Here is a 17,718-nt window from a genome sequence, read left to right on the forward strand (position 1 = left end):
GCGGTGGCGGATGGCGACCAGTATCTCCTGCCCGATGCACGGCTGCGGGCTGCGTGACCGGTGTCCGTCTTGCGGCAGCGGCACTGCAGCATTTGATCAACCGGGCCTTATTCCGCAGCATCATTGCGCCACTTGCCATTTCGACCTGAGAACAGCCGCGAAAGTCAGCGTGACGGCGGCAACGCGGCGTTTCGAGCGCTGCCTTCACGACCTGCTCCGCCTGGAGGCCGCCAAGGGCTTTCTCGCAACGAGTTCGCTGATCGCGCGACTCCTCAGCCTTCCGACGGCCGTTGATCCCGGCTCGGCCAGGACGCTGATCAACCTATCTTCAGCCGCGCGCATCCGCTGTTTTGACCAAGTAGCAGCAGAATGTCACGATCATCTGACGGCCGGGACGGAGGCTTCGGAAATCATCTTCTGGCGTCAGCGCATTTTTGCCGCCGGGAGCCTTGCAGCAGCCTTGCAACCGCTCTGCCGGTGGATGCGGAAGCGCGTCATGATCGAGGACGAAGCTCCCCCAAGGAGGATTGATATCCGGGACGTCGATCTTTCTGCCCTGATTGGCGCTTATCGACGTGTTAGAGAACGGCAGTTAGGCGGTCATGGTACCGGAGCATATCGGCCTGTTGGAGGCCGAGCTGACATATCTGGCGTTTGATTGACAGACAGTGGTTCAGGCTTGCTGTGTCGAAATGTGATTTTGAAAGAGACGATGAGATTGAGCGGATCCGCGCCCGCCTGAAATCGCTCGCCGCAGAGCAACGCGCCCTTGAAGCAAGACTTGTCGAGCTCGATCAGCCGCAGGCGCTGCTCCCTTTGGCGGATGTGTCGAGGTCTTTCGCGAAAGCTGCGCCAGTCACCAATGCGTCAACGGCGGCAGAGAAAATTGCTCTGTTCCGCCGCCTGTTTGCCGGCCGATCGGACGTGCATCCGGTCCGCTGGGAAAACAGGAAGGCGGGGCGGTCGGGCTATGCGCCGGCCTGCGCCAATGAGTGGGCAAAGGGAATCTGCGGCAAGCCGCGGGTAAAATGCGGCGAATGTCCCAACCAAGCCTTCATTCCCGTCTCCCACGACGTAATTGAAAACCATCTGCGCGGCGCTACCGGGTCGCGACGCGGTTCCGAGAACTTCGTTGCCGGGGTCTACCCGCTGCTGCTCGACGAAACCTGCTGGTACCTGGCGGCTGATTTCGACGGCGAGAGTTGGTCCGCGGATGCAATCGCCATGATGGAGACCTGCGATGCCAAGGGCATCTCCGCTGCGCTCGAGCGCTCGCGGTCCGGCAATGGCGGGCATCTCTGGATTTTCTTCTCCGAACCGATCCCGGCGCGCACCGCGCGACAGCTTGGCTCCCTCCTCGTGACCGAGACCATGGAGCGACGCCCGGAAATCGGCTTTGCTTCTTACGACCGCTTCTTTCCAAGCCAGGACACCATGCCGGTTGGCGGGTTCGGAAATCTCATCGCCCTTCCGCTGCAGCGGCGCGCGCGGGAACAGGGCAACAGCGTCTTTGTCGATCGAGATCTGCGTCCCTATGCCGACCAGTGGGCGTTCCTGTCGTCATTGCCGCTTCTGCCCGCCGACGCGGTGAGCCGCTTGGTAGACGAGGCGGAGATGCGGGGCCGCGTGCTCGGCGTGCGACTGCCGGTCGAGGATGAAGCAGCGGATGAGCCCTGGCGGATGACGCCTTCCAGGCGTGCTCCGATCGCAGTCACCGAGCCGCTGCCGGACCGAATCAAGATCGTGCTCGCGGATCAGGCCTATGTCGAACGCGCCGGCTTGCCCGCCACCATGGTAGCGCGGCTCATTCGGTTGGCTGCTTTCCAGAATCCGGAGTTCTATCGTGCCCAGGCCATGCGCCTGTCGACTTTCGGCAAGCCCCGGATCATTTCCTGCGCGGAGGTGCATCCGAGTCATGTCGGGCTGCCGCGGGGCTGTCTGGACGAGGTGATCGACCTGATCCGGAACCACGGCGGTGACATCGACCTGGAGGATCGCCGGGAATCGGGAACTTCGCTTCCCGAAGGCACACGGTTTTTAGGCGCGCTGAGGGGCAGGCAGGTCGAAGCCAATGAAGCGCTGGCGGCGCACGACTTTGGCGTGCTAGCTGCCGCCACGGCGTTCGGCAAGACGGTCGTCACCGCGGCACTGATCGCGCAGCGCGCCCGCAACACGCTGATCCTCGTGCACCGCCGAGAACTGCTCGCCCAGTGGGTCGAACGTCTGAAAGCCTTCCTCGCAATTGACCCGCAGCATATCGGCATCATTGGCGGCGGGCGCCGCAAACCGACAGGCATCATCGACATCGCGCTTATCCAGAGCCTGGTCCGGCGCGGCGAAGTTTCGGATCGGGTGGCCGACTACGGCCATCTCGTCGTGGACGAGTGCCATCATCTGTCCGCAGCCAGCTTCGAGCTGGTGGCGCGGCGCGCCAAGGCGAAATACGTCCTCGGCCTGTCGGCGACTGTCGCGCGCAAGGACGGACACCATCCGATCATCTTCATGCAATGCGGACCGGTCCGGTATCGCGCGAGTGCGCGCCACCAGGCAATCGAAAGCACATTGAGCCACCGTGTCCTGGAACGACCGACCACATTCCAGCTTCCGCTTTCCCTTGCGAACATGGAACGCCCCTCGATGCCAGCAATCTATGCCGCGCTTGCTGTGGACGAGCCCCGCAACGATCTGATCTTCGACGACGTGCTGAAGGCGCTGGAAGCGGGTCGGTCGCCGGTCGTGCTGACCGAACGGCGGGATCATCTCGAACGCTTGCAGGCGCGATTTGCCAAGTTTGCTCGCAATCTCGTGGTCCTGCGCGGCGGCATGAAGGCTGCGGACCGCAATGCGGCCGAGGCTGCCCTTCGCGTATCGGACGATCAGGAACGGCTCATTCTGGCGACAGGCCGCTATCTCGGAGAAGGCTTTGACGACCACCGGCTCGACACGCTGTTTCTGACCATGCCGCTCTCGTGGAAGGGGACGCTCGCCCAGTATGTCGGGCGCCTGCATCGCGAACATCAGGGCAAGTCCGACGTTCTCGTCTATGATTATGTCGATGGGGCCGTGCCGGTTCTGGCGCGTATGGCCGCGAAGCGGCGGACCGGATATCGGACCCTTGGCTACCGTCTGGATTAGCGTCGGTCAGGGTCTAATGACGATGTTGCAGCTTTCGTTCGACGATATTGGCTGTTTGCCTATCCAAAGGCCAAACGACCATGTCTATGCGCCCGGGCGCAACGCGTCGAGCAGCGGCTTGAGCTTGTATTTGCGCCTATGCTTCTCGATGAGGCCATCGATCCTTTCGATCCAGTCCTCGAACCGGCCCCCCGCATCATAGGCGAGCGCGGCCTTTTCCAGCCACTGCGCCGCGAGTTCATAGAAACCAGCCTGCCCGGCGTCCATGACGTTGACGGCCATGCGCTCGCAGACATCGATGACCCAGTCGGGATGGCTGGCGTGCGCCGCCTCGGCGAGGCGCATAAGAACCGTATTGGACGGATTGCGCAAAACGTTCTCGACGTCGACGGACCGCACCGCCTCGTCGATCCTGCCTTCGTTCAGGAAAATCTCTGTCCGGTCGTGAGCGTATTTCGCCGCCGCCAGTTTCGCCAGAAGACGGGCGCGCATCGCCGTCCATTCCGGTCCGGCCAGGGTCTCGGCCGCCCGAAAATCATCGAGCGACAGACTGTGCTCGAATGCGGCGCCCGCCGCCGTCAACGCGGGTTCTCTCCTGGCCAGCGCGGCGGCGCAATCGCGCAGCCAGCGCGCGAGACCGACAATCCCATAGGGGCGGTCCTCTTCCGCCTTCAGCGTCAGACCCCATTCGGCCAGTTCCAGCGCCTCGTCGATCTGTCCCGCCTCCTTCAAGATCTGTGAGAGCAGCAGAACCTCTTCGGCGGAGCGAAACCTTTTCCGGGCATAGGCGGCAGCTTCGGGGACACGTGCCAGCCGCACGAGCATCGCGGCATGATCGCCATGCCGTCCCGCCGCTCTGGCGAGGTTGAGAAACTCCTCCGCCCGCCCGCCGATATCGAGCACCCTCAGCCGGGCTTCCGTCAGCCGCTCCATGGTCCAGTCGTCTTGGCCGGACAGCGGCCAGGTTCGTCCCCGGCCGGCCATCACGTCATCGAGGCCGATTTCATCCCAGCCCTGTTCGAGCGCATCGATCGCGACCTGCAGATAGTCGTCGAGGCCGTACTCGTCGAGTTCGCCCTGCCAGACGTCGAGCCGCGCCATCAGGTCATCGCGTTCCTCGGCCGCAAGATCGCTCATCAGGACCGCCTCGGCGATCATCTGGGCGAGCACGGGAAAAAACTCATGGAGCGTCTCGTCCCAGTCGGCCTGTTCGCGCCATGCCGGCACGAGCGCCTCCATCACCGGGTCGAGAATCTTCAATGCATTGCGCCCATCCCGAGCTTCAAGGAAAGGTTTTGCCTTGTCGATCAGCGCCGCGAAGGCGTCCTCATCGCTGGCGGGCCCATCGTCGCTCCAGCCATGCCGGTGCGAATAGCGGCCAGACAGCAACGCCTCGGCCTGCCGTCTGATCGGCTCGGGATCGACGGCGGTCCGGCGGGAACCCGCCGAGGACTCGTCTGGCCCTCCGGCGGCAAGCTCCGCCTCGATCCAAAGCGCAAATGCCGGATCCTCCTCGGCCCGGCTGATCAGCAGCGCGGCCAGCGCCTCCCGATCAAGGCCCTGGAGAATATGGTCGAGGGACGGCCGCTCCTTAACCGCATGGGGAGCGTCGATATATTTGAGGAGCACGGCGACGACATGCTTGCAGGCGCCGCCCCAGTCGTAGGGGCAGGAGCAGCGCGTCTCGGTCACGCCGCCTTCGCGGAGCCTGACCGTCACGTCGTAAGGCGCGAATTCGCTGCCTTCGACCTGCGCGGTCACGACATCGCCGCGGCGCACGAGTTCGGAAACAGCCCCGCTGCGAAAATATCTTTTGCCGCGCGCGAAGGATTCTTCGGTGGCGAGGGAACGGATCGCGTCTTCCCCGAATGGCGGTGGCGTCATGGCAGCCGCTGCTCCTCCGCCTCTGGCTCCTCGCTGACAATGCCGAGCGCACCGGACAAGTCGGCGAGCAGTTTTGCCTTGTCGAGCAGGCCGGCGTCCTCGAGCTTTTCCATGTCGGGGAGATCGCGCAGCGTCTCGAAGCCGAAGTGGGACAGGAAGGTCTTCGTGGTCACATAGGTGTAGGGCGCCCCCGGCTGCGGCGCGCGCGGTCCCGAGGCGATGAAGCCGGCGCCGCGCAGATTGCCAATGAGGTCGCGGCTGATCTCGCGACCGAAAAAACCGGACAGCTCGGCGCGGGTGATCGGCTGGAAATACGCCACCGTCATCAGCACCAGCGCTTCCGATTGCGACAGGTCGACGGTCTGTTCGCTGGCGCCCGAAGCGGCGCGGATGGCGTCTGAAAAAGCCGGCCGGGTGCGGTGTTGCCAGCCGCCGGCGACCGCCACCAGCTCGTAGGGCCGGCCGCGCAGTTCGGCGCGGATGTCGTCGATCAGAAGATCGAGATTGCAGTCGCGGCCCACCATCCGCGCAAGAACCTCCCGCAACACCGGCTGGTGGGAAGCGAAAATGACGGCCTCGACCCGCCCCATCCATTCACGCCACCGAACCTCCGGCGGCAGGTGATCCAACGCGCGGTCAAGCAACAGTCGTTGCCCATCCCCATTGTCTCGGCGAGCCTTCGTCGGACGCGCCGCCATCATCACAGCCCGTAGATGCGAAAGGTGGCGCGGCCGGACAGTTCGCGCACCGCGCCGAGACCGGTCAGCCGCTCGAACAGGCGCCGCGCGCCCCATCGCGACAGATGGGGCGTCTGCAGCGAGCCGGGAACGGCGTCCTCGTCGAGAAGCAACCTGATCGCCTCCCCCGCCCCTTTCGCCCTGAGCTTGGGCGCCGCCGCGGCAAGCCGGGCGGCGTTCCGGGCGATGTCGGCGGCCAGCCGGCAGGCCTCCGCCGAGGCTTGCGCGACCGCGAGGCAGACCGCCCGCTCGAACTTTTGCTCCCCCGGCCTGATCCGCCCATGACCGTTCCCCGACCGGAACGCCGGCGTGTGGACCTGTGCGATCAGCAGCGGCACCGCGATCGGCCAGCGCAATCTTTGCGCCAGCGCCAGGTCGGCGAGCCACCAGCCCAAAAACGCCGCCTCCGGCCGCGCGGCGTGGACGTGGGCGGCGATGGCGGCGGCCATGAACGGCGCCGGCGGCGCGGACCGCAGCAGATCGTCCATGCGTTCGGGGATGGTCGCCAGCGCGCCATCCCAGCGGACCCCGAGCAAGTCGCAGATGCCGCGCAGGCCCTCGGCGTCGACCGCCGGCGAGCGTGAGGCCAGTCGTTTCCACGCCGCGAAAATGGCGCCGGAGGGGCCGGGATCGTCGCCTGGGCTGCGCAGATGCCAGGCGTCGCGCAGCGCCGCCTCGTCCTCGGCGCGGCCGGCGAGGCGCACGGCGGCCGCGGCGCATTTGAGCGCGAGGCGCTGGCGCCAGGCGCCGGCCCAGGGCGGCGCCGCGTTCACCAGAGTGTCGAGCGCATGCAACGCCGCGCCGGCCATGAAGGCGGCCTCCGCATCGCTTGTCACCGGCCCGCGCTGGGTCGCCCAGCCGGGCACGGCGGGCGGCTCGCAGGTCGATGCAATCGGCGACATGGCGGGACGAATCATGGCGTGGAGGATAACGCCGTCGTGCGCTTTTCGCTAGGCATTCGGTGCAAAGCGCACAGCCTGTCGCTACGCCTTTATGTCCGGTAAGGTTGCATTATCGGACGTAACCGAAGAGCCGCTAGCGCAGCACCTCCAGCCCGTGCTTGTCGACCACAAACAGCAGCTTCAGCGCCATGCCGCTCGGCCGCTTCGCGCCAGTCTCCCACTTTTGCACCGTCGATTCGGATGTGTTGAGATAGCGCGCGAACACCGGCTGGCTGACATGGTTTTTCTCGCGCAGCGCCTTGATCGCGTCGGGCCCGATCGCCGCCGGCGCCGTCAGGCAGCTCGCGTCGAAGCTGCGCATCGTCGCCTTGTCGATCGCCCCGACCTTGTAGAGCGCGCTCGCCGAGCTGTGGATCGCCTCGAAGGCGTCGGACTTGTATTTTCTAGCCCTGCTCATGTGCATATCTCCAAAAAATCTCCGTCTGCCAGCAATTCGCCGAGCTGCCGATCGGTCAGCCCAGCATAAGCCTTGGCCAGGCTGCGGAACTGGGCGAGTTCGTCGTCATCAATGTTGGCCCTGTCCTGCTTGGCGAACAGATACTCGTAGACCCAGAACCGACCGGATTTGGCCAGGATGATCGATCGGTGCCGGTTGTCGTTCAGACGCTTCTTGAACACGCCGCCGCCCAGATCATCCGCCTGTCCCACCGCTACCTGTCGATCGCCTTGCACAGGGCAGCCTCGCTGATCCGCGCCTTGCGCGCCGCCTTGGCGAACCAGGCCGTCTTGAATGTCCGCTGCGTCATGGTTTTATATAGCACCAGGTGCTATGGATTGCAAACGCTGCGGTGCCGCCGCCGAACACCGGTTGGCCGACAGCCGGTCCCGTACCGCTAGGGGTTCTGCACGTCAGTCAGATCCTCGGGATATCGGCCACCGCGCGCGTGGAACAGCCACCACGTTTGCGCGCCGCGCGTTGAAACGACCATGACAGTGGGGCTCATCCAGCGCCGGCTCGATCAAGCCCAGACGGACGAGCGGAATGATGGTCTTTTCGCCGATCGACTTGTCATGGTACGAAAGCCCGGGCACGACAAGGCGCCATCCCGGCGTTCCGCGCTCGGTCGTGGCCGCCGCGAGATAGCCCATTTCCGATGGCGACTCGCCATGCCCCAAGGTGAACAGGCAGATGCTCCAAAAGGCGTTTCGCGGACGCGGCGGGGATGAGCGCTCAATCGAGCGGACCGTCCTGCGCCGCCGGCTCTTGGCTTTGCGACGGCCGGCCCACCCGGTTGTCCTCAAAGCCTTGGCGATAGGCCTTTTCCAGCGCCCGGGCGATGGCGCCCGCCGTGTCGACGGCCATGCCGTATTTCCGGTCATGGCGGTCCTTGGCCACGATGTCGCGGGCCATCTCACGAAACCTGGCCTTGCGATAGGGATCAGCGGCGATTTGCGTTGATTTCTTGATCGCTTTCTTGATCACCGAGGTTCCCTTCGGGCAGGTCGCTGTCGCGCTGGCGTGTACGGATATAGGCCTAAGCCTGCGGGTGCGTGAGATGCCGATGCAATGGACAGCCTCGCTGTTTGGCTGCAAGCTGGCGCCGACTCGACTCTTCTGATTCAATCGCACAATTGAGCTATGGACAAGCTACTGAAACCAGATGGCGCGGACTCCCATCAAGACCCGCAAGCCGCCCGGCGTCGCGAAAACGGCCCGCCCGGCGAATTCGCAGACCTGCCCGACATCGTCGATCTGGTCATGGAGATGGGACGCCGATCGCGGTCGCCGGCGCATCTCGAAGCGCTCGTCGAGACGGCAAAAGACTACGCCAAGGCGGCCAGCTCCGAAAACACCCGAGACGCCTACACCAAGGACTTTTCGCATTATTCGTCCTGGTGTCGCCGCAACGGTTTTGAGCCCTTGCCCCCAGAGGTACAAACAATCGGCCTCTATATCAGCGCCTGTGCCTCAGGCACCGCCGCCGGCGAGCCGAAACGCGGCATTCCCGCCCTTTCGGTCGCAACGATCGAGCGGCGCCTCTCCGGCCTGGCCTGGAATTTTACCCAGCGCGGATTTTCTCTCGACCGTGCCGATCGCCATATTGCCACCGTGCTCGCCGGTATCCGCAGAAAACACGCAAAGCCGCCGCGGCAGAAGGAGGCCGTCCTCGGCGATGACATCAAGGCGATGATCGCGACGCTCGGCCATGACCTGCGCGGCCTCCGCGACCGCGCCATCCTGCTGCTCGGTTTCGCCGGCGGCCTGCGGCGCTCCGAAATCGTCGGCCTCGACGTCGTGCGCGAAGACAAGAGCGACGGCGCCGGCTGGATCGAGATTTTTGCCGACAAGGGCGTGCTGGTGACGCTGCGCGGCAAGACCGGTTGGCGTGAGCTCGAGGTCGGCCGCGGCTCCAGCGATTTGTCTTGCCCAGTGGTGGCGCTGGAGACCTGGATCAGGCTGGGCCGCATCGCGAGAGGCCCGCTCTTCCGCCGCATTTTTCGGGACAACAAGACCGTCGATGTCGAGCGGCTTTCCGACAAGCATGTCGCCCGCCTGGTCAAAAAGACGGCGCTCGCCGCCGGCGTCCGCTCCGACCTACCGGAAGGGGAGCGCGGGCTGCTGTTCTCAGGGCATTCGCTGCGCGCCGGCCTTGCCTCGTCGGCCGAGATCGAGGAGCGCTACGTGCAAAAACAGCTCGGCCATGCCTCGGCCGAGATGACCCGCAAATATCAGCGCCAGCGCGATCGGTTCCGGACCAACCTCACCAAGGCGAGCGGGCTGTAGGAACCATAAGTCCCCTGCCGCACTCAGTGCGTAGCAGCGGGAGTCTGCTTGTTGGAGGCTCGTCCTAGGACGAACGGCCTCAGGCTCCCTATCTACGCGAGGCGGAGCGGCTTGCCAGCGGGGCCTGATGCTGCAAGAATCGAGGAGTGTTGTGGCGCGAACGCAATACCCATCGCGCGCCCTGACCCTAGCCCGAATTGGCCAACAAATCGTAAACGCGGGAGCGCGCATCTATGGAAACCAGGATCATCGACAGCCGCAACGATTTCGCGCAATGGGCGATCGATAGGTCCAATGCGATCCTCATGGATCAGGGTTCGGAACTCGCCACCGCGGCCCGCAATGGAAACGAAGCCCAAATCGGTGAGACAGCACAGGCGCTCGGCCAGGCGATCGTCGATGCGCTGATCGAGGCCTTCGACGGTCTCGCAGGCGACGAATGAGCCACCGCTTGGCCCGCACGACTGGCTGCGTCAATGGAAACGGCGGCCGGTACGCGGGCTCCCAGATCCACCAGCCATCATGAATTCGGACTGCGCTGAATCCGCTTCGGCGGCATCGCGTCAGGGCTCCGAAAGGCCCCTCAACCAATTGAAACCGCAACGTAGAAACCGCGGTTCGAAATTTCAGCTTAGCGCTTCAATTGAAGTCGGGAAGTAAAACCGACACCCGGTGGTGCGGGCAACCGGTCCGATCAGGGTTTTCAGGGGCAATTCGCCAATGTCGTAAGCCATTGTTTTCATGAGGCTGATTCGCGATAGTCGAGCTATCCGGCAGTTAAGTTGACTTGCAGGGGATTTTCTCTGGCGTCTTTGTCACTATCTATAATGACCTCTTATCGATAGCGATCAAATAGTTCGCTTGATTCGACTCTTAACCGCTCATATCAAGCGATTACTTCCATGTATCTGCTGCGCTATTCCAGTCCTGGCGTTGGAGTGTCGCTCCTCACCTCCTCCACCACTCACCAGCCCGACGGGAATATCGCCCGCCAGCAGCTTCTCCTTGCTGAGCAGCGCGGCAACCTCAAGCGCCTCGAAATCGGGCAAGTCCCGCTGTGTCGAGGCCAAAGTGCAACAGGAAAGTCTTGGTCGTGACGTAGGTGTAAGGCGTGCCAAATTGCGGGCTCCGCGGCCCGGAGGCGATAAAATCCTGCGACCGGAGCGCCCCGATCGGGTCGCGGCTGAACGCCTTCAGTGTCTCCCGACGCTTCTTGAAGTTTGGCCTGATCCCTGATGTTGAAATGATTGATGAGGACTGTGGTGCCCGGGTGAAATATAGGCGTCACTCATCAAGCGGCACGGGCACGCCTTGCTTCGACATAGGCATCGCCCAGCTGATCGCAGTCCGCTGGCTCAACGGCCCGGCCTCTTCGCACAGGACGAGGAACTCGTTCGAACAGGTTCGGCTCGTCTCGCGACACGGCCATTGCCGAAAGCGCAGCCTTGTGACCATCCGCCAGCATCGCTGCGACGATCGGCTCAAGCGGTTTCTGGTCGAGGGCTCTGATGACCTGTTTGGCAAGCCGCAATGCGTGCGCTCGATCCCCCATAGAGCTCGCCGTTTGCCCTTTTCAAAGGTGCGCACGTACGGAGTTCGCATACTTCATCAAGGGCTAGGGTGATCGGACGCAACGAACCCAAAGTGAGCTAGCGCGGCTGATTTGCCCATCCACCATGTTTTCAACATCTTTCCTTGCTCCAGCTCGCTACGGAACAAAGTAAGAACAAACAAATTGCCAGTTGTTGACCGACTCGTCGAATCACGTTTTGTTCTAGTCGCAAGGACGCTGGTTACCAGACCATTTCCACGCAGGGACGACATCAAATCTGGATTACCGATAGGCAGACTGATGGAGAGGCAGCTACTGTGATCGCGCTCGCCCGGTGCCCTAAGTCTCTGGGCACCTCTTAAGTGGTCATCCGCCCCAATCCTCTCAGACGGACATTGCTATTTCATGTTCTTAACGCCGTACACCTGTAACGGCATGCCCGGCAGGAGACTGAGCTCGCTGCCGGGCCGGGTACGCCTTGGGAGGTGGCGTAAGTCTGCGACTTCGTGGAGGTGGGAACCACTCGGTCAGCACGTTTGCTGAATAGCGTGCATTTACTGTGCCAAGGCAAAACGCATTGAAAACAACCCTATAGTCAGGTCATCAACGTTGCGTACCCGACATTGTCGGCTATCGGACAATCCCGAACGTGCCTCTCGGCATGACCGCGCCTGAACCAGAGCGCACCCGCAATGCCGTTCCCTGCCGTGTCGAACGGGCGAAGCGGTGGTGATCTGTTGTCGCTCCGCCGGCTGACGCACAGGGCGGACTGTCACTTTCAAGTGAGGAGATCTCTATACCCTCCATTCATGAGCGCACGGCCACGAGAGACGGCGCGGCGAATGCGGTCGCGCAGATGATCGCGAGGATCCCTCCAGTCGGCATGGACGCGGCATTGACCGATCAGCGCTTCGGCGAGCTCGCGATGTGACGCCCCGGCAAGCGATCCGTCGAGCGCACGAAGAACGAAGTTTAGACGGGGACCGCGTTTTTCCCGCGGAAACAAGCGGGCAGGCAGTTGCTGACCCAGACTTAGAACATTGAGACACTCGAGCGTCCTCAGGCGATGCTTCGAAAGCGTCACGGGCCAGATGGCGTCGGTACGGAGGCAAACAGGGTGCAAGATATCGGCGCCTGAGACGGCGAGCTGGAGCGTATGCTCCGCATTGCGAAGAAGAACATGCTGGCCCTTGTCGGGCGCTAGCAGGACCGTCGCACGACATGGCAATGCCGAGAGCTCGAACGGCGATGTCACCGAGGATGCGGACAGCTGTTCTGCAATGACCGGCAGCACATGAACGCACCAGAGCGGACACCAGAATATAAGCGAATTTCGCCCATAAGACTCGGCGAAACAGGACACCCCAGCGCGACAGGTCGCCGGCCGACACGACCACGTCGAGAAACGGTTGGTGAGACCAGGTCTTGGCCAGCTGGCTTGCAGTGGTCACATCAAGTTGGAATGCTGGATTGCGGCGCAAGAACTCCCAGGCCCACTCGCGCGGTGTCAGACCAGCGGTGTAATTGTATGATCTTTCATCCCGCCAATCAGCCTCATCCGCGCCAGTCACGAGAGCTGTAGGCATGACTGTGCCCCCCTGCCCGCTTGCACGGACGTCGAAACGTCATGCCGCCTGGCAAAGCACCGGTGCCGAAGGCCCCAGACCTCGATGGCGCCGTTTCGTCGAAGCGTGTGCCATCGGCAATGTCGAGGGCAAAAGACGCGCGCAAATGGCGACCAGACCGTCGAACCCGCGCAGCGACAGCCAGCGCGGCCTGAGCACGCCAAGGGAATCAGTTTGATAGCGGTGATCGGCTCCTGCGTCGCGTTCCAGACCTGCCTTGAAGGCGCAGTAGCGCGGCCGTGGATTGCAAGCTGGTTTTGGGTAGGTTGTCGTAGGGGGGGCGCTATAAGCTCAGTCATCGCAGGTCTCCTCGGGGGAATTTCCGCCATTGGAGGCCAAGTTTCACGCTATGGCAGCCTGTATAGTTGTACAGGTGAAGCCGACCGTTCAGTGGACCGCAAAACGAACGGGCGACGTGCGCAATCGCTTCTTTGGGTGGTGTTCACGCAGTGCCTTTTTGCGACGGGTAAAAGATGGAGCACGGCCGGGGCTCACTAGCGCCTGCTGCAGCCGGTTCTTCCAAGCAGACTTGCCCCGTACTGCCCATAGTCTGCGGGCATGCCAATGCGCGGCGTCAGCAAGACATCGCCGACCATTGGCCGGCTCGCGGAGATACTATGCCGAGCCCGAGCCCCCTCTCCTGAACCCTCGTATCGCACATCGGACGGGGCCCGACATCAGCCCAAGTTGCATAGGCACCAATCCGTGCGATCGCCCGAATTCAGCTTGCTGGCTTGATCGACAGAGTTCAAGAATCCCACCAAGGGGACGGTGCAGGCCAAGATTGCGGCAGGGCTTGGGCAACCATCAGGTCGCCCACGCGGCGCCCTATCCCTTTCTTCGAATCCTCCGGTTTTTTTGCCGCTGGGGGTGTCTAAAGCACATCCGCAGCCGATCCTGCTTGAGTTCAGCACGGTGTCACCGATGGCGCCGGAGGTTGATTCAGTGATTACGGGGGACGCTCGTTGTCGCATTCTCGACGATGTCTGACATCTGACACAGCGCTGCCAGAGCGATCCCATTGTTCGGTAAGGATTTTCCCAGTTGGCACGACGGTTGCTGCCCTATGCGCAAAAGCACTGCGTACGCCGCACCCACTGGGAAGAACTCATCCATGACTACGTTTTTCGGACATGCCGGCGCCGCCGCAAACACTGAGCGTTCCCGAGCAGACGGAAGCCATTCCACTTTCATTCCTCAGGTCGTCCGGACATGACCCAATTCGATTTCCGTCCAACGCTGAATGCACCCGACGATGACCCCCATCTTTGGCTTGAAGATGTAGAAGGCGAACGGGCACTTGCGTGGACCGCCAGCCAGTCGGCAAAGACCCTGAAGCACTTCGCGGGAACGCAGTTCGAGCGCGACCGCGCGGCCCTGACGATGATTTTTGACCGTTTCGACAGGATTCCTACGATAAGCCGCCGTGGTCAGTACCTCTACAATTTCTGGCAAGATGCCGGAAATCCGCGCGGACTGTGGCGCCGGACCACCTTTGCCGCCTACATGAAAGCGGATCCCCAATGGGAGCTGCTGATCGACCTGGACGCCCTCGCGGCTAGCGACGGAGAAGACTGGGTCTGGGGCGGCGCGTCGATCGAGCCGGAGACGCGCGAAAGAGCCGTCTTGCGCCTGTCGCGCGGAGGCAGCGACGCGGTCGTGCATCGCGAATTCGACCTGAGGTCTTTGAGCATTGTCGCCGAAGGTTTCAATCTCCCGGAGGCCAAGGGCGGGATAAATTGGCTCGACCCTGACACGCTTCTGCTTTGCAGTGCGCTTGGCCATGGCATGGCCACCCGCTCCGGTTACGCGCGCACCGTGCGACTGTGGAAGCGTGGCGTGGATCCCCTCACCGCGCCGGCAATCTTCGAGGCCGGTTGTTCCGAGTCCCTAAGCGTGTCTGGTCGTCTGGACCGCACCGCCGAGAACGAGCGCCTTTGGTTCACCGAGAATACTGGCTTCTTCGAGCAAATAGTCCAAATCGGCGACAGGAGCGGGCCGAAGATTGAGATCGATCTTCCTAAGGACGCCAGGTGGGATACCTTCGGCGATTGGCTGGCGGTAAAGCCGCGCAAGCCCTGGACAGTGGGAGGGACGACCCATGCCGCCGACGCGCTGATCGGCATCTCGCTTTCCTCTTTCATCGCTGGCGAACGCCGTTTTAGCACCCTGTTTGAACCGGACGAGAGGCGCTATCTGCAGTCATTTTTCTGGAATGACGGGAAGCTCATTGTCGCCTACCTGGCGAACCTCGCCCCGCGTTTCGCGGTGTTCACCCCGGGTCGGCAGGAATGGACGCGCCGAGCCCTGGACACGGTGCCGGCGCAAGGGACTGTTCACCTCTGGTCCCTCGATGCGGAAGATCACGAGACCAATGGAGAGGTCCTCGTTTCGGCTCAGGACCCGATCTCACCGTCGCAACAGCTCCTATTTGATCTCAATGCCGTGCCGCCGCTCGGTGCTCCAGTGATCCTGAAGCGCAACCCGGAGAATTTCGACGCATCCGGACTGGTGGTCACGCGCCACGAGGCAGTCTCGATTGATGGTGAGATGATCCCCTATACGCAGGTCGGGCCGGCGAACGGGAACGGTGATGCCCCGGTTCACCTTTCCGCCTATGGCGGGTTCGGCATATCGCTCCTGCCCTCCTACAACGCCCCGCTCGGCAAGCTGTGGCTCGAGCGCGGAGGCACGTGTGTGGTGGCGAACATCCGCGGGGGCGGCGAGTTCGGCACCCTGTGGCACGATGCCGGCCGGAGGGAGGGCAAGCGTCTCGCCCATGACGATTTCGCCGCCGTTGCAGCCGACCTCGTCCGAAGGGGCATCACACTGCCGAGGCGGATTGCGGCTGAGGGCGGCTCAAATGGCGGCCTGCTGATCGCCAACATGCTTACCCGCTATCCTGAGCATTTCGGCGCGCTGTTCTGCAGGGTTCCGCTTATCGACATGCGCCGCTACACCAAGCTCCTGGCGGGCGCGAGCTGGATCGACGAATATGGCGATCCGGACAAGGCTGACGATTGGGCTTTCCTGAGGGAAATCTCCGCCTATCACACTGCCACGCCGGGACAGCCCTATCCGCCGATCCTGCTCGCCACCACGAAGCGGGACGACCGCGTCCACCCGGGCCATGCGCGCAAGATGGCCGCAAAGCTGCAGGCCCTTGGCTATCCCGCTTACTTCTACGAGCCGAGCGCGGGCGGGCACAGCTACGGCAAAGACAATCGCGAGCGGGCCGCATTCATTGCCTTGGGCAACAATTTCCTTCGCAGCGCGATCGGCTGGTACGCCGATAGCGCTCAATGACGGCCGGGATCCCCGACAAGATGAACTTCGAATGAGTGAGTACAGACCGACGACATGAGAGAACGGTGCAAATAAGGTTAAAGTAATGCGTGCATGTCTTGCGCGAAATGCGCGCCATAACCTCTGTCTCACTCAATACGGCAGGACTATTCACAATTCAGTCTGTAATTTCTGAATAACAAGGAGAAATATCATGTCAACAAAGCGAATGAACGTGGCGCGGGGAGTAGCAGCGGCTGTCGTCCTGATGCTGCTGGCACAGCAGGCTGTCGCGACGAACCATCCACAAGCCCCGTGCGTCTCTCCGCCTCCCCCTCCGCCTCCCCCGTGCCCCTCTACGACACCAATCTAAGAGCCAAGCCCTTGGCCGATCCGCCTGCGCTCGTTGGGGACATATTCGGCAAGGTTACTACGGTGGCCTATCCCTCTTACTTGTACGAGATCAGCGCAGGCGGGCACACCTACGGCAACGACAATCCCGAGCGGGCCGCATTCATTGCCTTGGGCAACAATTTCCTTCGCGGTGCCATCGGCTGGCAAGACGATGGCGCTCGATACGCCGCCAAACAGGGCAACGATTCAAAAAAAGTAGCACAGGTCCGTGATTGCGCGAATGCGCAGATAACGACGGCAGAGTCTCGTCAAAAGTGAGCATGAGATTCCTTCAATACAAATTGAGCATAGGGAGATTGTAGTAGTGCAGCGCACCATTTCTGAAGAAAAAGGAGAGAATATCATGGCCAGAACGCGAGTGGGCGTGGCCCAGGGAATAACAGCGGCCGTAATCCTCATGGTAATGGGACACCAGGCCGCCGCGGCGGACCTTGCGCAGGCCGCGAGCGTCCCGGAAGTAGCAGTCTTGGCCTCGGACGAAGGAGACTTGGCCTCGGGATGGCCATGCCCTTGGCAGATCCGCCTCCGTGGCTTGGGGGTCATCACCCAGGATTCGGGCTACGTTGATACGCTTCCCGGCTCCGGTCTTTCCTATTCGGACACGGTGACGCCGGAACTCGATATCTCGTATTTCTTCACGGACAACGTCGCCGCCGAGCTCATCCTCGGCACCACCTATGCCAACATAGCTGGCCAGGGCTCGATCGGCGCGCTGGGGAATATCGGCAAGGTTTGGCTGCTCCCGCCCACGCTGACATTACAGTACCATTTTACCGATTTCGGCGCCTTCAAGCCCTATGTCGGTGCCGGCGTGAACTATACGATATTCTATCATCAGGAGGCCGGCAGCGCCGACGATCTCAGGGTCAAGAACACGTTCGGCACCGCACTGCAGGTCGGGTTCGACTACATGGTGGACGAGCACTGGGGCGTCAACTTCGATGTGAAGAAGCTTTTCCTGAAGCCAGACTTCGACGTCACCGTGGCCGGCAAGAAGTTGACGGGGAAGGCGGAGCTCGATCCCTGGCTGATAGGCGCAGGTGTCACCTACCGTTTCTGACAACGGAAGGCGAAGGCGGCTTACGCGCAGCCGAGTCAAATGAAGGGCGTCTCGTGCGCCCTTTTGCCGTCGGCCCGACGGTCCACTTTTGTCAACCCGACATACACCCAAATCAATGTTGGGGTTGTCCGAGCTGTCGGATATGCGCCGTTAACGTCGGTCATCGACACAGCCAGTCCGACCGATCGCCTTGATTTAAAAGGCATTTTCCTTTGGCGCGCATATTGCATCCTTCATCCGGACACGGATCAAGGGACTGACGACAGCCATGCAGAGAATGTCAATCGCCAACGCTTTGTGCCGGGCCCAATTCCGGCCCTTCCAGGTGTAGAAAAAGGA

14 protein-coding genes and 3 pseudogenes are annotated in these 17,718 nt (G+C 62.4%); 7 read left to right on the forward strand and 10 right to left on the reverse strand.

Annotation, left to right across the window (positions count from 1 at the left end):
- The first annotated feature begins 10 nt into the window (after window positions 1–10).
- Together ACZ89F_RS24845 and ACZ89F_RS24850 are read left to right on the forward strand one after the other, a co-directional pair.
- Complete coding sequence (locus tag ACZ89F_RS24845) at window positions 11–658, forward strand: hypothetical protein (protein ID WP_476097484.1); 648 nt, start codon at window positions 11–13, stop codon at window positions 656–658.
- Window positions 655–3,135 carry a TOTE conflict system archaeo-eukaryotic primase domain-containing protein gene (locus tag ACZ89F_RS24850; RefSeq protein WP_476094648.1) on the forward strand — a complete coding sequence of 827 codons (2,481 nt, stop codon included), beginning with the start codon at window positions 655–657 and terminating at the stop codon, window positions 3,133–3,135. Before ACZ89F_RS24845 ends, ACZ89F_RS24850 begins: the two co-directional genes overlap by 4 nt.
- Before the next feature lie 84 nt (window positions 3,136–3,219).
- Here the strand turns inward: ACZ89F_RS24850 and ACZ89F_RS24855 are convergent, their stop codons facing one another.
- From ACZ89F_RS24855 to ACZ89F_RS24885, 7 genes and pseudogenes are all read right to left on the reverse strand, one after another.
- The gene (locus ACZ89F_RS24855) at window positions 3,220–5,019 is read right to left on the reverse strand and encodes an SWIM zinc finger family protein (protein WP_476094649.1); all 1,800 of its coding nucleotides are present in this window, start codon (window positions 5,017–5,019) and stop codon (window positions 3,220–3,222) included.
- Entirely contained in the window at window positions 5,016–5,717 is a 702-nt protein-coding gene (gene scpB, locus ACZ89F_RS24860; RefSeq protein WP_476094650.1) for an SMC-Scp complex subunit ScpB, read from the reverse strand. Before scpB ends, ACZ89F_RS24855 begins: the two co-directional genes overlap by 4 nt.
- 2 nt (window positions 5,718–5,719) lie before the next feature.
- Window positions 5,720–6,658: a DUF1403 family protein gene (locus ACZ89F_RS24865; RefSeq protein ID WP_476094651.1), complete on the reverse strand. Its 939-nt coding sequence runs from the start codon at window positions 6,656–6,658 to the stop codon at window positions 5,720–5,722.
- A 133-nt stretch (window positions 6,659–6,791) separates the two neighbouring features.
- Window positions 6,792–7,115 (reverse strand): helix-turn-helix domain-containing protein, encoded by a 324-nt coding sequence (locus ACZ89F_RS24870; RefSeq protein ID WP_476094652.1) that lies wholly within the window; start codon window positions 7,113–7,115, stop codon window positions 6,792–6,794.
- Window positions 7,112–7,464 (reverse strand): annotated as a pseudogene (locus ACZ89F_RS24875) (type II toxin-antitoxin system RelE/ParE family toxin). Before ACZ89F_RS24875 ends, ACZ89F_RS24870 begins: the two are co-directional and overlap by 4 nt.
- A 103-nt stretch (window positions 7,465–7,567) precedes the next feature.
- Window positions 7,568–7,807, reverse strand: a complete 240-nt coding sequence (locus ACZ89F_RS24880) for a hypothetical protein (RefSeq protein WP_476094654.1) — start codon at window positions 7,805–7,807, stop codon at window positions 7,568–7,570.
- A gap of 82 nt (window positions 7,808–7,889) precedes the next feature.
- On the reverse strand, window positions 7,890–8,141 hold the full coding sequence (locus ACZ89F_RS24885; protein ID WP_476094656.1) for a hypothetical protein: 252 nt from the start codon (window positions 8,139–8,141) through the stop codon (window positions 7,890–7,892).
- A 156-nt stretch (window positions 8,142–8,297) separates the two neighbouring features.
- Here ACZ89F_RS24885 and ACZ89F_RS24890 point away from each other — a divergent pair, with 156 nt between their 5' ends.
- Both ACZ89F_RS24890 and ACZ89F_RS24895 read left to right on the forward strand, forming a co-directional pair.
- Complete coding sequence (locus tag ACZ89F_RS24890; RefSeq protein ID WP_476094658.1) at window positions 8,298–9,443, forward strand: tyrosine-type recombinase/integrase; 1,146 nt, start codon at window positions 8,298–8,300, stop codon at window positions 9,441–9,443.
- A 233-nt stretch (window positions 9,444–9,676) separates the two neighbouring features.
- Window positions 9,677–9,886: a hypothetical protein gene (locus ACZ89F_RS24895; protein WP_065010175.1), complete on the forward strand. Its 210-nt coding sequence runs from the start codon at window positions 9,677–9,679 to the stop codon at window positions 9,884–9,886.
- Between the two features lie 438 nt (window positions 9,887–10,324).
- On the opposite strand, the pseudogene ACZ89F_RS24900 reads toward ACZ89F_RS24895, so the two are convergent.
- The 3 genes and pseudogenes from ACZ89F_RS24900 to ACZ89F_RS24910 form a co-directional block, all read right to left on the reverse strand.
- Window positions 10,325–10,637: pseudogene (locus ACZ89F_RS24900) on the reverse strand (SMC-Scp complex subunit ScpB); the annotation flags it as partial.
- A gap of 1,136 nt (window positions 10,638–11,773) precedes the next feature.
- Window positions 11,774–12,289, reverse strand: coding sequence for a DUF2285 domain-containing protein (locus tag ACZ89F_RS24905; RefSeq protein ID WP_476094660.1), 516 nt, complete (start codon window positions 12,287–12,289; stop codon window positions 11,774–11,776).
- A gap of 115 nt (window positions 12,290–12,404) precedes the next feature.
- Window positions 12,405–12,581 (reverse strand): annotated as a pseudogene (locus tag ACZ89F_RS24910) (transcriptional regulator domain-containing protein); the annotation flags it as partial.
- A gap of 1,251 nt (window positions 12,582–13,832) precedes the next feature.
- Here ACZ89F_RS24910 and ACZ89F_RS24915 point away from each other — a divergent pair.
- From ACZ89F_RS24915 to ACZ89F_RS24925, 3 genes are all read left to right on the forward strand, one after another.
- Window positions 13,833–15,926, forward strand: a complete 2,094-nt coding sequence (locus ACZ89F_RS24915; protein WP_476094662.1) for a prolyl oligopeptidase family serine peptidase — start codon at window positions 13,833–13,835, stop codon at window positions 15,924–15,926.
- A 363-nt stretch (window positions 15,927–16,289) separates the two neighbouring features.
- Window positions 16,290–16,577 carry a hypothetical protein gene (locus ACZ89F_RS24920; RefSeq protein ID WP_476094663.1) on the forward strand — a complete coding sequence of 96 codons (288 nt, stop codon included), beginning with the start codon at window positions 16,290–16,292 and terminating at the stop codon, window positions 16,575–16,577.
- A gap of 85 nt (window positions 16,578–16,662) precedes the next feature.
- The gene (locus ACZ89F_RS24925; RefSeq protein WP_476097366.1) at window positions 16,663–17,379 is read left to right on the forward strand and encodes an OmpW/AlkL family protein; all 717 of its coding nucleotides are present in this window, start codon (window positions 16,663–16,665) and stop codon (window positions 17,377–17,379) included.
- Window positions 17,380–17,718 lie beyond the last annotated feature (339 nt).

It is taken from the genome of Mesorhizobium sp. USDA 3734 (assembly GCF_056279665.1).

Coding starts and splice junctions, on each gene's coding strand:
- ACZ89F_RS24845 (WP_476097484.1), top strand. CDS start 11: ATGGCGACCAGTATCTCCTGCCCGATGCACGGCTGCGGGCTGCGTGAC.
- ACZ89F_RS24855 (WP_476094649.1), bottom strand. CDS start 5,019: ATGACGCCACCGCCATTCGGGGAAGACGCGATCCGTTCCCTCGCCACC.
- scpB (WP_476094650.1), bottom strand. CDS start 5,717: ATGGCGGCGCGTCCGACGAAGGCTCGCCGAGACAATGGGGATGGGCAA.
- ACZ89F_RS24865 (WP_476094651.1), bottom strand. CDS start 6,658: ATGTCGCCGATTGCATCGACCTGCGAGCCGCCCGCCGTGCCCGGCTGG.
- ACZ89F_RS24870 (WP_476094652.1), bottom strand. CDS start 7,115: ATGAGCAGGGCTAGAAAATACAAGTCCGACGCCTTCGAGGCGATCCAC.
- ACZ89F_RS24880 (WP_476094654.1), bottom strand. CDS start 7,807: ATGGGCTATCTCGCGGCGGCCACGACCGAGCGCGGAACGCCGGGATGG.
- ACZ89F_RS24890 (WP_476094658.1), top strand. CDS start 8,298: ATGGACAAGCTACTGAAACCAGATGGCGCGGACTCCCATCAAGACCCG.
- ACZ89F_RS24895 (WP_065010175.1), top strand. CDS start 9,677: ATGGAAACCAGGATCATCGACAGCCGCAACGATTTCGCGCAATGGGCG.
- ACZ89F_RS24915 (WP_476094662.1), top strand. CDS start 13,833: ATGACCCAATTCGATTTCCGTCCAACGCTGAATGCACCCGACGATGAC.
- ACZ89F_RS24925 (WP_476097366.1), top strand. CDS start 16,663: ATGGCCAGAACGCGAGTGGGCGTGGCCCAGGGAATAACAGCGGCCGTA.